Below are 13440 nucleotides of genomic sequence, written 5' to 3'. Positions count from 1 at the left end.
TGTAGAGAATGAATAAGAGAGGTTATTAAAATGGGAAAATATTTTGGTACAGATGGTGTTAGAGGAGAAGCGAATAAGGAGTTGACACCTGAATTAGCATTTAAATTGGGTCGTTATGGCGGCTATGTACTAAGTCAGCACGAAACCGGCGACCGTCGTCCTCGCGTATTGGTTGGGCGGGACACACGGATTTCTGGACAGATGTTAGAAAGCGCATTGATTGCTGGTCTATTATCCGTTGGGATCGAAGTATTCCAGCTAGGTGTTATTTCCACACCGGGAGTGGCTTACTTGACGAAAGTACAAAAAGCAAGCGCAGGTGTAATGATTTCTGCTTCTCACAATCCCGCACAAGACAATGGGATCAAGTTCTTCGGAAATGATGGCTTTAAATTAGTTGATGAACAAGAAGCTGAAATTGAAGCATTGCTTGATGCGCCTGAAGACACACTTCCGCGACCTTCTGCTGATGGCTTAGGAACGGTGGATGAGTTCCCAGAAGGGTTATTGAAATACTCTCAATTTCTACGTCAAACGATTCCTGACGATTTGGAAGGGATCACGGTTTGCGTTGATGCAGCAAATGGCGCAACAGCTACCAGTGTCAATCGACTGTTTGCCGATCTAGAAACAGAATTCTTCACGATGGGTACTTCCCCAGACGGATTGAACATCAATGATGGTGTTGGTTCAACGCACCCCGAAGCATTAGCTGAGTTCGTCGTTGAAAAAGGTGCAGATGCTGGTCTTGCGTTTGATGGAGATGGTGATCGGGTCATTGCAGTTGATGAATTAGGGAACATTGTTGATGGCGATAAAATTATGTATATCTGTGCAAAATATTTAGCAGAACAAAAACGCTTGAACCAAGGAACGATCGTTACGACGGTCATGAGTAACTTAGGCTTCCATAAAGCAGTCGAAGCCATTGGTTTGAAAGATGTGATCACACAAGTTGGTGATCGCTATGTCGTAGAAGAAATGCGTAAAAATGATTATAATTTCGGTGGCGAGCAATCTGGGCATATGATTTTCTTAGATTTTAATACGACCGGAGACGGCTTACTTTCAGGGATCCAACTATTGAATATCATGAAACAGACAGGGAAAAAATTGTCTGAATTAGCAGGAGAAGTAACGATCTATCCACAAAAGCTGGTCAACATTCGAGTGACCGATAAGAATGGTGCGATGGATGTTCCTGCAATCCGTAAAATCGTGGAAGAGACAGAAGCAGAAATGAACGGTGAAGGCCGCATCTTAGTTCGTCCTTCCGGAACAGAACCATTGCTTCGGGTGATGGCGGAAGCGCCAACGATTGAAAAAGTTGACTATTATGTAGAAAAAATCGCAGCGGTTGTTCGAGAAGAAATCGGTGCGGAATAATTAAACGAAAAAAAGACGATCAGAGGAAGGCTTTGATCGTCTTTTTTTCAGTTGCTAGTCAGAAAAAAGTGAAAAAGGATCGTCCTAATTATCACTGGAATAAAGGGTGCTCATTTAAGGTAAGTTGCGGTTTCAACAAGTGGAGCTAGTTTTTTAAAAGTCTTTTTGTATTTATTGGGCAAGCGTTAAGGGAAAAAGACCGGCTAAGTAAGATCGAGAGATCCACTTAGCCGGTCTTTTTATTTTGTAGAGTCTAATCAATTTGCTTTTGATCTTTTAAAAAACTTATTCGACCGTAACGGATTTTGCTAAGTTTCTTGGTTTATCAACATCGAATCCACGTTGTAAAGTAGCAAAGTATGCTAGCAGTTGCGTTGGAACGACTGCCACTAAGCTGGTTACCAATGGGTGGACGTTTGGCAAGATGATTTGATCGGTCGCTTTTGCTAATTCTTGGCTAACGATCACAAGGGTATGAGCCCCACGAGATTCGACTTCTTTTAAATTGCCTCGCGTATGAGAGCCGGTCACTTCTTCCGTGATCACACCGATCACTGGTGTACCTTCTTCGATCAACGCGATGGTGCCGTGTTTTAATTCACCAGCCGCAAAACCTTCCGCTTGGATATAAGAAATTTCTTTTAATTTCAATGCCGCTTCCATCGATACATAGTAATCATTCCCACGACCAATATAAAAGGCGTTGCGGGTATCAGATAAGAAATCTTCAGCAAATTGACTGATAACAGCTTTTTCATCTACTAGAGCTTCCATTGCAGAAGCAACGATGCTTAGTTCATGGAAGACATCAAAGTCCAATGCTTCAGGGACGGCTTTTTCATCACCAATGGCTTTTGCTAATAACGTCATCACTGCGATCTGTGCAGTATACGCCTTTGTAGAGGCAACAGCGATTTCTGGACCAGCATGAAGCAACAAGGTATGGTTCGCTTCTCGAGAAAGAGTAGAACCAGCAACGTTGGTAATCGTCAGACTAGGAAGACCTAACTGGTTGATGGTCACTAATACTTGACGGCTATCTGCCGTTTCACCACTTTGTGATAAGAACAAGAAGAAGGGTTTTGCTGACAACAATGGCATGTTGTAGCCAAACTCACTAGATAAGTGAACCTCAACAGGGATCTGTGTTAGTTTTTCTAAAATGGATTTTGCTGCCCAGCCAGCATGATTACTGGTACCACAAGCAATGATGTAAATCCGATCGCTCACTAAAAGTTCGTTTTTTAACGCTGCATCGATCACTACTTCACCGGATTCTCCTTGATATTCTTGGATCAAGCGGCGCATCACAGTTGGTTGATCATCGATTTCTTTTAACATGTAGTAAGGGTACGTTCCTTTTTCGATGTCAGTCAGATCTAGTTGTGCTTCATAAGATTCACGGTACACAAGGTTTCCTTTTGGATCTTCGATTTCGATCGCATCGGCGGTTACGGTCACCATTTCGCCATCTTCGATCTCAACAAAATGAGTCGTTTGATCAAGCATTGCTAAGGCATCACTACAGATGACATTAAATCCATCTCCCAAACCGATCAATAAAGGACTTTTGTTTTTGGCAACATAAATGGTTTCTGGATCATTTTTTTCGACTAAAGCAAAGGCATAAGAGCCGCGAATCAAGGACAAAGCTTTTTTGAAGGCTGCTTTGGTCGTGCTGTTGTCTTGCTCTTTCAACACTTCAATCAAATGAACAACGATTTCGGTATCTGTTTGACCTTCAAACTGGTGGTTGCTTAAATATTCTTGATGAAGCTCTTCAAAGTTTTCGATCACACCGTTATGAACCAAAACGAGTGCTTGGTTTGCTGAAGTGTGAGGATGAGCATTCATTTCTGATGGTTTGCCATGGGTCGCCCAGCGGGTATGTCCGATACCGATCGTTCCTGTTACTTCAGAAGTCACTTTTTCTTCCAAGTTTTTGATTCTTCCTTGGGCTTTCACTAAATGATCTGAAGTGCGATCAGCGACATAAAGACCTGCTGAGTCATAGCCACGATATTCCAAGCGTTCCAATCCGTTCAAAATAATCCGTTCTGCATTTGATTTTCCTACGATTCCTACAATTCCACACATAATGATAATCCTACTTTCAAAAAATTTAGTTTGACATTATGTATTTCTATCTGCGTAGCAAGTCTTTGTCATCATCTTGCGATGAGATTTGTTCTTGCCTGTAGAGTGCAGTCCCTAGAGTCATCCGCCGAATGTTTCGATAAACTCTTTCCTCGTCATCTGTTTCCAGATCAGGCGCTATCCTTATTGGTCTATCTATCCTCCTTGTGAGATATTTTATAGAAATACAAGCAATATCATAATATTTATTCCTGTTTCTGTCAACTGTAAGTTATATAAAAATAATTGGTATAGTTATTGGTAAGGCTGATTTGAACCTGTCTAAAGGGAATCAAAACAGCTGACATAGCTTTGTCGAATAAGATTCCCAAGAAATTTCCTCATAAAGCTATGCTTTTTTTTTTAAGTTCGATACAATAAAAAAGTAAGAAAGTGAGGGAATGAAATGCCAGAATTTGTAAATTGTATGACTTTTTCAGAGCTAAAGAAAATGATAGCTGCGATAGAAACAGATCCTAATGTCACAGATGAAACAAAGGTCATGTTGGATACGGGCTGGGACAGCTTGCAAGAAATTTTGCCCGGGTCAGTCACCGTTGAAACCGCGCAAACATTCGAAGTCCAGGATGAACTAACAAAGGAATTTTTTGGTGGCTATGTGTTAGCTGAAAAAAGTGGAAAATTTGATGCGGTTGGAGACGAAGAAGCAGTGATCGTCATTAAAAATCTATACTAATTATGGGAAAGGTGAAAAGTTAGGTGGGAAAATGAATAAAAGAAGATGGATCGCAGCGGCGATCGCAGCAGGGTTATTTATCTGCTCGGGGGTTTTTTCAGCAATCACAAATCGTCCAGAGCAAGAGGAAACTCAGACGCTGCAAGGGTTAAATGCTTTGTTCTATGGAAGTAATGCGATCGAAGAGACAACGTTAGTTGCCGGAGATCAAGACAATCGCATCGTTCGCTTATCTTTAGAAGGAACGATCGCCAGCAGCTCCAGCGGCGGTTTATTTACAACGGAATCTTATGATCATCAGCGGTTTTTAGAAGAACTACGGATGATCCAAGAAGATCCAACTATTGGGGGCATTTTGATGGAAGTCAATACGCCCGGAGGTGGCGTCTATGAAAGTGCCGAGATCGCTCGTGAGTTAGCAAAAATCAAAGAGTTAGGGATTCCGATGTATGTCAGCATGAAAAATATGGCAGCCAGTGGCGGTTATTATATCTCGGCAGGTGCTGATAAAATTTTTGCAACGGATGAAACGATTACCGGTTCAATCGGAGTGATCATGTCAGGGCTCAACTATGCCGGCTTATTCGAAAAGCTAGGGATCGAAGACAATACGTATAAAAGTGGTGCACTAAAAGATGTAGGTTCAGCAACGAGAGAACCAACAGAAGCCGACAAAGAAGTCTTGCAAACCTATGTCGACAATGCCTATGGTCGGTTCGTTAAAATCGTAGCAGAAGGACGTGGCATGACAGAAGAAGCTGTCAGAAAAATCGCTGATGGCCGCATCTATGATGGTCAGCAAGCAGTGTCTGTTGGCTTAGTAGATGAAATCGGCTTTCCTGAAGATACATTAGCAGCAATGCAAGCAGATCTAGGCTTGGAAGATGCCGAGATTTTCAGCTATGACGTTTCATCTACTGGATTTGCTTCTACTTGGTTAGGTTCAAGTTTAGCCGAACTGCAAGGATTAAAAGAATCAAACACAGAGCGAGTGATCCAATTGATGGAAAGCCTTGGAACCAGCGATGCTCCTAAACCTCTTTATTACTATGGAGGTGAATAACTATGACAGAGAAAAACAAGTATTCCGCTGGCGCATCGTCAACGGATGACAATCACACAAGTACGTCAATCGATCAAAGGGAACAGCGGGAAACCTCCATACCGTCAACCGGTCAAACGGATGCGCCAACTGAAGCACAGGTTTCAGAAACAACCGAACCAGTAAACGCCAGCAAAGCGATGAGAAACGGACAAGTAAACCATCCCGATGATTTTTATCAACAAGTCTTGAGGTCTTTTCAAGAAGAAGAGTATACCCAAAGCGAGATCGAAGAAAGACAAAAAGCGTGGCAACATTTTGAAGAACCTGAAAAACAGACCGAAGACAAACGGTTCTTTAATGACTTTCCTAGTTACTTTTTTGCCGGTTTTTGGATCCGTCTGTCTGCTTTTTTAGTGGATCTTCTAGTGATTCGGGCAATCACGCAAATAACGATCGGCAGTATCTATAATCTAGCGAATCTAACGGCAACTAACCAGCGGTTTGGCCTTTACAACATCTGTGCCTTAGGGATCTATCTCGGCTATTTTGTTCTGATGACGAAGCTGAATCATGGTCAAACAATTGGGAAAATGCTTTTTGGCATCCGCGTTATTTCTTTCGTCGAAGAAGAACTCAGCTGGCAAACGGTCTTGATCCGCGAACTTTGCGGGCGCTATGTGCTGCAATTCAATGTTTTCTTTTATCTCGGTTACCTGCCAATCATTTTTAATAAAAATAAGCAGCAGGCTGCGGATTATTTTGCTGAGACGAGTGTGGTGACCATCAATCTGATCAAAGCCTTTAATAAACAGGTAGATGCCAATCATGCAATGGTTGGTGCACAGAACTAACCAGCAGATCAAGCAAGTAGTAAAGGAGGGATCGTGAATGGGTGAGACGATTGATTTTCCAGGACCAAATGAACGGCTTCGTCTGGCGGCAGAAAAAGCCTACCAGTCAAAAGAGTTTTTGCAAGCTTTTCGCCTGTACAATGAACTCTATCAAAAAAATGCCAGTTTTGAGATCAATCAATGGCTGGTTGAATGTCTGCAGCAGCTGAATGATTTTGCCAAAGCGTTAGATCTGGCGGAAGACTATTTAGATGACTATTTAAAAGAAACCGATGGGTATTTACAAATTGGTCATCTGTTGATCTTGGATGGACAGTATTTAAAAGCTCGGCGCTGGCTTACATTAGGTAAAAAAACAAAAATTGCAAGCCGCTATCAGGAACAGTTAGCAAGTGAATTAGCTAAAGTAGAAGAAGTGCAGCAAATTTTAGGATTGGAAGATTTTCATGGGAAGCGCAAGCATTTACGTGCATTAGATGAAGCCAATCAACCGGTGAGTGCAACAGAATGGCACGTTTTTACCCAAGCCATTACTAAACCACAATTTGTCACGCTGATGCATGAAACGCTGGCTTCCATCAAAAATCCGTATTTACTGCCTAAATTAGTGGATGAGCTGGTGCGTTTAGAAGTAGACGAACCATTTGAACTGATCGATTACCTTGGGAATATGCAGCAGATCATTCCGAAAAAGGTGAAACTTTTGCAAGAGGATGACGCTGTTAAGGCGATCAAGAAAGAGATTGAAGAAACGATCGCCCAAGAAGATCCGATTTTAGCAGAAAGTGTCTCAGCAGAAATCAATGATCATTTAGCTATCAGCTACCCATTTTTACCAGCAAAAGAAGAGGCAAAAGCGTGGGTGGCAAGCTACGTTGCAGATTATCGCGGGTTATTTGAAGAAAAAGAACAGCCGAAAGCAGCGAATGAAATAGAAGAGCGCAAACGACACTTGCGCAATATCCTACGATTGAGCATTCGCTGAAAGAAAAATTCGCAACTTTCATGGTAAAATGTTTACAATTAAACAACGTTAGTGTACTATTTAAAGGTATGCATGAAGCTATTTCATATGTAAATCAATTAATATTCGGAGGGAAATAAATGACTGCAAAATGGGAAAAAACAGGCACCAATGATGGTGTTTTGACATTTACGATCGCTCAAGCAGAAATCCAAAAAGGCTTGACGACTGCATTCAATAAAGTGAAAGGCAATCTTAACGTACCTGGCTTCCGTAAAGGAAAAGTGTCACGCCAAGTATTTAACCGTATGTATGGCGAAGAAGCGTTGTATGAAGATGCATTGAACGCTGTTCTTCCAGAAGCTTATGAAGCTGCTGTAAAAGAAGCAGGGATCGATCCTGTTGCGCAACCAAAAATCGACGTTGACAGCATGGAAAAAGGCCAAGATTGGGTAATCAAAGCAGAAGTTACTGTAAAACCTGAAGTAAGACTTGGTGATTACAAAGAATTAACAGTTGAAAAACAAGACCGTGAAGTAACAGAAGAAGACGTGGATGCACGCATCAAACGTGAACAAGAAGCACAAGCTGAATTAGTTATCAAAGAAGACGAAGCAGCTGAAAATGGCGACACAGTCGTTATCGACTTTGAAGGCTTCTTAGGGGAAGAAACATTTGAAGGCGGCAAAGGTGAAAACTACTCACTTGAACTTGGCTCAAACTCATTCATCCCTGGCTTTGAAGAACAATTAGTGGGAACAAAAGCTGGCGATAGCAAAGACGTTACCGTGACTTTCCCAGAAGATTACCAAGCAGAAGATCTAGCTGGTAAAGAAGCAGTCTTCAAAGTAACGGTTCATGAAGTCAAAGCAAAAGAACTTCCTGAATTAGATGATGAATTCGCAAAAGACGTTGATGACAGCGTTGAATCATTAGCTGAATTAAAAGAAAAATACCGTGCTGAATTGACAGAAACAAAAGAAAAAGCAGCAGAAGATGCAAAAGACGAAGCTGCAATCCGTCAAGCAGTTGAAAATGCAGAAATCGTTGAATTACCACATTCAATGGTGCATGACGAAGTTCACCGTTCAATGGATGAATTCTTAAACAACATGCAACGTCAAGGAATTTCACCAGAAATGTACTATCAATTAACTGGATCAACTGAAGCTGATCTGCACACACAATTCGAAGGCGAAGCAGAAACACGCGTGAAAACAAACCTTGTCATTGAAGCAATCGCTAAAGCAGAAGGTTTGGAAGCAACAGAAGAAGATATCGAAAACGAAATCAAAGAACTTTCTGAAGCTTACAACATGCCAGTGGATCAAATCAAACGCGTCTTAACAGAAGACATGTTGAAACATGATATCACAATGAAAAAAGCAGTTGAACTTGTAACAGGTACTGCAAAAGAAGCGTAAGCAAAACTCTTAAAAGCGGCGAACATCTACCGGTGTTTGCCGTTTTTTCATGGGAGTAAAAATGGAGATTTTGGGAATTACTAACAAATGATAAGAAAACATTAGGCAAAGTAAAAAGAACTTTTTCTTTCAAAAAAGTTATGATATGATTGTTTAAGACTGCAAAGTTAGTAAACCAAATTCCACTCCTTTAAATAGGTTGGAAAATTTTCAAGGGGTGAACAGTATGTACGATAATACAAACGGTAATGAAGCTGTTCGTTGTTCTTTTTGTGGAAAAACACAAGAAGAGGTGAAAAAGATCGTTGCAGGTCCTGGGGTCTATATCTGTAATGAATGCATCGATTTATGCAAAGAAATCATTGATGAAGAGTTTTACGAAGAAGCAGTTCGGGAATTTACTGAAGTGCCGAAACCGCAAGAACTATTGAATGTTCTCAATGAATATGTGATTGGACAAGATCGTGCCAAACGAACATTGGCTGTAGCGGTTTACAATCACTACAAACGGGTCAATGTAGAAACGACAGCGGAAGATGTAGAATTACAAAAAAGCAATATTTGCTTGATTGGACCAACGGGTTCAGGGAAAACATTCTTAGCACAAACGTTAGCACGTTCTCTGAATGTGCCATTTGCAATCGCTGATGCAACTAGTTTGACAGAAGCCGGCTATGTCGGTGAAGATGTGGAAAATATTCTTTTGAAACTGTTACAAGCTGCTGATTATAATGTAGAGATGGCCGAAAAAGGGATTATCTATATTGATGAGATCGATAAAATCGCCCGTAAGAGTGAGAACGTATCGATTACTCGTGATGTCTCTGGTGAAGGTGTTCAGCAAGCTTTATTGAAGATCCTAGAAGGAACCACTGCTAGTGTGCCGCCTCAAGGTGGACGGAAACATCCGCATCAAGAGATGATCCAAATCGATACGACCAATATTCTCTTTATCGTTGGTGGGGCGTTTGACGGGATCGAAACAATTGTTAAAAACCGCTTAGGTGAAAAAACTATTGGATTTGGTACAAACAACAAACGTCTTGAAGAAGGCGAGAGCGTGATGCAACAGATCATTCCTGAAGACTTGCTTAAATTCGGTTTGATCCCTGAATTTATCGGTCGCTTGCCAGTGATGGCTGCTTTAGAGAAATTGACGGTAGATGATTTAGTGCATATTTTGACTGAACCTAAAAATGCCCTTGTCAAACAATATCAAAAATTGATGGCATTAGATGATACAGAACTCGAATTTGAGCCAGAGGCTTTACGTGCGATTGCTGCGCAAGCAATTGAGCGAAACACCGGAGCTCGTGGATTACGTTCGATCATCGAAAATATTATGATGGAAGTCATGTTCAATGTTCCTTCTGATGAGTCGATTCAAAAAGTCACTATTACGGAAGATGCTGCGAAAGGACTTGGCGAACCAAAAATCATTTACAATGAAGAGACCAAAAAAGCAGTCTAATCGAGACCAAGTCGGATAGTTTCATTGCTATCCGGCTTTCTTTTTGAAAAAAATGAAAAGGAGCGATCCAATGAAAGTACATGATGCTGAGATCGTCATCAGTGCTGTATCACCAGCACAATACCCAGATACACCCTTACCGGAGATTGCCTTAGCAGGGCGCTCCAATGTCGGTAAATCATCCTTTATCAATACATTGATTAACCGTAAAAACTTAGCCCGTACCTCGTCAAAACCGGGGAAGACCCAAACGTTGAACTTTTATTTGATTGAAAATACGCTGCATTTTGTCGATGTCCCTGGCTATGGCTATGCAAAAGTATCGAAAACCGAGCGAGCGAAATGGGGGAAAATGATTGAAACGTACCTCGAACAAAGAGAGCAGCTGCGAGCAGTAGTATCTTTGGTTGATTTACGTCATGCACCTTCTCAAGAAGATATTCAAATGTATGAATTTTTAAAGTATTATGAGATCCCTGTGATCGTGGTTGCTACCAAAGCAGATAAAATTCCTCGTGGAAAATGGAACAAGCACGAGAGTATGATCAAAAAAGCGTTGTCCTTTGATCCAGCAGATACGTTTATCCTATTTTCTTCTATTACCAAACAAGGAAAAGAAGAAGCATGGAAAGCGATTGAAGCAGCAATAAAATAATTATTAATTCGGAAACCGAAGCAAAGAAGTCCCTTGCTTCGGTTTTTCGCATTTTATAGTGGAAATTAGTTGATTTATGCTATTCTACGCAGCGTAGAGTGCTAAATTTGCCCAATTTTAGCGAAAATCTCCTTGTTATTTGTTAAACTTGTAACAAGGAGGTGTGGTCGAATGCATGAAACATTGAGTAAAAAACTAAAAGAGTATCGATCAAGGCATAACTTAACTCAGAAGGAATTAGCTGCAAGGTTATTTGTTTCTGATAAGGCCATTTCAAAATGGGAACGAGGGAATGGATTGCCAGATATTGAGACATTGGTTCATCTAGCCGATTTACTAGGGACACCAGTGGAAGAGTTACTAAAAGAAAAGAAAGAAACCTATTATTATGAATATAAAAGTGAACGGATGGTTCTGCGGCTTCCGTTAATGCACATTTTGATTCCCAATTTATTCTTATTGCTGAATCAAGTGACGAGCGTTCGAGAGTTTTTTGTTCTGATGAAAGAGTTACCAACTGCCAGCGGCTGGTTTAGCCTTGGTGTTAAAGCCAAAGGGGTTATTGCTTTGGGAATTGTCAGCTTAGGCTTTTTATCGATTGGCTTATTGTCCTTCGGAATGCTGGGGATTGGGACAGTCAGCACCGGTGTTATTGCAATAGGGAGCCTCTGTTTTGGCTTTTTAGTTGGGATTGGCAATCTTGCTGTCGGCTCGATTGTTGTCGGTAATCTTGGCATTGGCTGGCTCGCTCTAGCAAATGTTGCGATCGCGTGGATTGGGGTTGCCAATTACGGTGTGGGGAGTTTTATGGCTGTTTTGCCATCAAATTCAACCACGGAAGATTTTAACCAAGCGATTCAACAACTCTTAGCCTCGGAGATCCCTGACTTGATCAAGACCACTATCTTTGAACCAATGATTCATTTTACAAATTCACCGATTTTTGTGGTGATCTTCGTGATGACGATCTTAGCAGCCGTCTTCCTTATTCTCTGCTTGTTGACCATTGGCTTAGTGCGCTTACGTCAAAGCATGATGTATGAAGAGCTATAAGGAAACTATTAGATGCCAATTCTGATTGCTGCATTTAAGTAGACTCAGTGGCTCATTTTCTATTCGCATAAGTAAAAAGGCAAGGGACGGAAGCGTCCTTTGCCTTTTTTATTAGTCTGCTTTCTTACTATCTTTTGGTTGTTTTTTATTCTCATCATCAGGTTCGTTTTTTAAGAAACGTTCAATATCGTTTTGTTCCTTTTTATTGTCCTTATCGTTATCGGGAAGAAAGGCAAAATCATCAAACATTTTATCTAGCGAGTCTTCTCGTTGGAATTTTAAGCCCATAGGTTCACCTCCAAGCGCCTTTAGTTTACCACGAAAGGTGTGAGATTTCATCAAAAAAAAGCGAAATAGTGTTCAATCGTTTCTCCCTTTACTATAATTAAAGAAAGGGGATAGAAAAGAGGGATAGCGATGATCAAAACTGAAAAAATCTATGGCTTTCTACAATCGACACAAATGGAAGCATCACAGTTGCGTTTGTTGATTGAGAATTGGTTCACTTTGGTTCGTCTTAGCTATCAGCCGACGGAATATTACTACAATCAGCAAGAAAAGAAACCCTACGATTTTAATGAAATCAGTCGGTTGTTGCATAATGCCCCTGAAGAAATCAATACAGAAATTATTGTGACGGATGGCCAAAATGAGTCCAGTATCCATGTCATTCAAGAAGCAGTGTTGCAACGACATCTGTTTACAAAAGACGTATTTTCTACGCAAAAACCAGTTGTTTTAAGTTACTTCGATGAAACGATGCAAAGAGATGGCTTGTTCGGCTATTTGCGTTCATATGACGAGTACTTGATGCATAACGTCGAGCGAATCGAGAAAAGACAAAATTTTCAATCGATTGCTGAAATCAACGAGTTACCGAAGCGGAAAAATTTTGAACAAGAAATCGTCATCGACTGCAATCAGTTTTCTGGTTACGACGTCTTTTACAATGGCTATACACTGACCTCTTGCTGGCGAATGTACTTTTCGGCATTCTACGCGCATATCATTCCTCAGGTGATCATTACGGATGCGCAACAAGTTGAGCAAGTCCAAGTGAGAGAGCAAGGAATCGTGATGGTGGAATTGTATCGCGATCCATTTCAGTGGGATCACGAGTTGAATCTTTCTTACCAGCGTTTGTTTCGTGATCAAACTGGGATCGATCAATTAACATGGGATAACGGCGTCGGTATTTTAAGAGAACCATATATTGAATACGCCTTTGGCGATCACTTGATCCAAACCATCCAATACCAAAATGATCGGATGCAGCCGACAACAAAGCGTAACGCGACACATTTCGTCACTCGAAGCTTCGACCTGGTGAATGAAGAGTACCAGGAGCGTCGGGTAAAAGGTTACTTGAATGCACAAGCATATTTTCCTTGGATTGATCAAGAGCGGTTGCGCATGATGGATTATATCGTATTAAAACCGGAATTGACTGTAGATGATGGGGTCGAGGCATATGCCTTTTATATTCGGAATCACCTCGAAATTGATTACTCAGAGGATCGCTTTAAAGACTACACGGCTTGCTTACAATTTTATTTACCAGAAACAGCCTTGAAGGAGCTGCCGATAGACGGATTGAAAGCAGCGATGCCGGATGTTCATTTTGGGTATTTGCACCGCACGCGCAAATATACGTGGGTTAACCTAAAGAAGGATGGGAAAAAACTACGAGTATATTTTATGAATACCCAAAAGCTAGTCGAACAGCAGCTCTTTACCAATCAAGAATGAAAAAGACCC

At 41.1% G+C, this 13440-nt stretch carries 12 protein-coding genes; 10 read left to right on the top strand and 2 right to left on the bottom strand.

Annotated features, from left to right (window positions below; genetic code table 11):
• Positions 1-30: 30 nt before the first annotated feature.
• Entirely contained in the window at positions 31-1386 is a 1356-nt protein-coding gene (gene glmM / locus CO692_RS16745) for a phosphoglucosamine mutase (RefSeq protein ID WP_077454554.1), read from the top strand.
• Between the two features lie 285 nt (positions 1387-1671).
• Here glmM and glmS read toward each other — a convergent pair whose 3' ends face one another.
• Entirely contained in the window at positions 1672-3483 is a 1812-nt protein-coding gene (glmS, locus tag CO692_RS16740) for a glutamine--fructose-6-phosphate transaminase (isomerizing) (protein ID WP_096742775.1), read from the bottom strand.
• 445 nt (positions 3484-3928) lie between these two features.
• Between glmS and CO692_RS16735 the strand changes: the two genes are divergently transcribed.
• The 8 genes from CO692_RS16735 (at position 3929) to CO692_RS16700 (ending at position 11682) form a co-directional block, all read left to right on the top strand.
• Positions 3929-4219 carry a hypothetical protein gene (locus tag CO692_RS16735; RefSeq protein WP_096742774.1) on the top strand — a complete coding sequence of 97 codons (291 nt, stop codon included), beginning with the start codon at positions 3929-3931 and terminating at the stop codon, positions 4217-4219.
• A gap of 31 nt (positions 4220-4250) precedes the next feature.
• Positions 4251-5282: a signal peptide peptidase SppA gene (gene sppA, locus CO692_RS16730; protein ID WP_081118601.1), complete on the top strand. Its 1032-nt coding sequence runs from the start codon at positions 4251-4253 to the stop codon at positions 5280-5282.
• 2 nt (positions 5283-5284) lie between these two features.
• Positions 5285-6115 (top strand): RDD family protein, encoded by an 831-nt coding sequence (locus CO692_RS16725; RefSeq protein WP_081118600.1) that lies wholly within the window; start codon positions 5285-5287, stop codon positions 6113-6115.
• Between the two features lie 37 nt (positions 6116-6152).
• Positions 6153-7100, top strand: coding sequence for a hypothetical protein (locus tag CO692_RS16720; RefSeq protein WP_096742773.1), 948 nt, complete (start codon positions 6153-6155; stop codon positions 7098-7100).
• Positions 7101-7219: 119 nt separating this feature from the next.
• Positions 7220-8503: a trigger factor gene (gene tig / locus CO692_RS16715; protein ID WP_096742772.1), complete on the top strand. Its 1284-nt coding sequence runs from the start codon at positions 7220-7222 to the stop codon at positions 8501-8503.
• Positions 8504-8729: 226 nt separating this feature from the next.
• Positions 8730-9974, top strand: coding sequence for an ATP-dependent Clp protease ATP-binding subunit ClpX (gene clpX, locus CO692_RS16710; protein WP_096742771.1), 1245 nt, complete (start codon positions 8730-8732; stop codon positions 9972-9974).
• A gap of 70 nt (positions 9975-10044) precedes the next feature.
• Complete coding sequence (gene yihA, locus CO692_RS16705) at positions 10045-10629, top strand: ribosome biogenesis GTP-binding protein YihA/YsxC (protein WP_077454549.1); 585 nt, start codon at positions 10045-10047, stop codon at positions 10627-10629.
• A gap of 171 nt (positions 10630-10800) precedes the next feature.
• Positions 10801-11682 carry a helix-turn-helix domain-containing protein gene (locus tag CO692_RS16700; RefSeq protein ID WP_096742770.1) on the top strand — a complete coding sequence of 294 codons (882 nt, stop codon included), beginning with the start codon at positions 10801-10803 and terminating at the stop codon, positions 11680-11682.
• A gap of 111 nt (positions 11683-11793) precedes the next feature.
• Here the strand turns inward: CO692_RS16700 and CO692_RS17770 are convergent, their stop codons facing one another.
• Entirely contained in the window at positions 11794-11970 is a 177-nt protein-coding gene (locus tag CO692_RS17770; protein ID WP_189372193.1) for an SPJ_0845 family protein, read from the bottom strand.
• A 129-nt stretch (positions 11971-12099) separates the two neighbouring features.
• On the opposite strand from CO692_RS17770, the gene CO692_RS16695 reads away from it, so the two are divergent.
• Positions 12100-13431, top strand: a complete 1332-nt coding sequence (locus CO692_RS16695; RefSeq protein WP_096742769.1) for a hypothetical protein — start codon at positions 12100-12102, stop codon at positions 13429-13431.
• The last annotated feature ends 9 nt before the right edge of the window (positions 13432-13440 follow it).

This window comes from Enterococcus sp. FDAARGOS_375, from assembly GCF_002393265.1.
In the GTDB taxonomy this organism is placed as follows: Bacteria; Bacillota; Bacilli; order Lactobacillales; family Enterococcaceae; genus Enterococcus_D; species Enterococcus_D innesii.
This window is presented reverse-complemented; position numbering and strand designations above follow the sequence as displayed.

Excerpts from the sequence above, each read along its gene's own strand:
- tig (WP_096742772.1), top strand. The coding sequence starts at position 7,220 with ATGACTGCAAAATGGGAAAAAACAGGCACCAATGATGGTGTTTTGACA.
- glmM (WP_077454554.1), top strand. The coding sequence starts at position 31 with ATGGGAAAATATTTTGGTACAGATGGTGTTAGAGGAGAAGCGAATAAG.
- CO692_RS16720 (WP_096742773.1), top strand. The coding sequence starts at position 6,153 with ATGGGTGAGACGATTGATTTTCCAGGACCAAATGAACGGCTTCGTCTG.
- sppA (WP_081118601.1), top strand. The coding sequence starts at position 4,251 with ATGAATAAAAGAAGATGGATCGCAGCGGCGATCGCAGCAGGGTTATTT.
- CO692_RS17770 (WP_189372193.1), bottom strand. The coding sequence starts at position 11,970 with ATGGGCTTAAAATTCCAACGAGAAGACTCGCTAGATAAAATGTTTGAT.
- yihA (WP_077454549.1), top strand. The coding sequence starts at position 10,045 with ATGAAAGTACATGATGCTGAGATCGTCATCAGTGCTGTATCACCAGCA.
- CO692_RS16735 (WP_096742774.1), top strand. The coding sequence starts at position 3,929 with ATGCCAGAATTTGTAAATTGTATGACTTTTTCAGAGCTAAAGAAAATG.
- CO692_RS16700 (WP_096742770.1), top strand. The coding sequence starts at position 10,801 with ATGCATGAAACATTGAGTAAAAAACTAAAAGAGTATCGATCAAGGCAT.
- CO692_RS16725 (WP_081118600.1), top strand. The coding sequence starts at position 5,285 with ATGACAGAGAAAAACAAGTATTCCGCTGGCGCATCGTCAACGGATGAC.
- clpX (WP_096742771.1), top strand. The coding sequence starts at position 8,730 with ATGTACGATAATACAAACGGTAATGAAGCTGTTCGTTGTTCTTTTTGT.
- glmS (WP_096742775.1), bottom strand. The coding sequence starts at position 3,483 with ATGTGTGGAATTGTAGGAATCGTAGGAAAATCAAATGCAGAACGGATT.
- CO692_RS16695 (WP_096742769.1), top strand. The coding sequence starts at position 12,100 with ATGATCAAAACTGAAAAAATCTATGGCTTTCTACAATCGACACAAATG.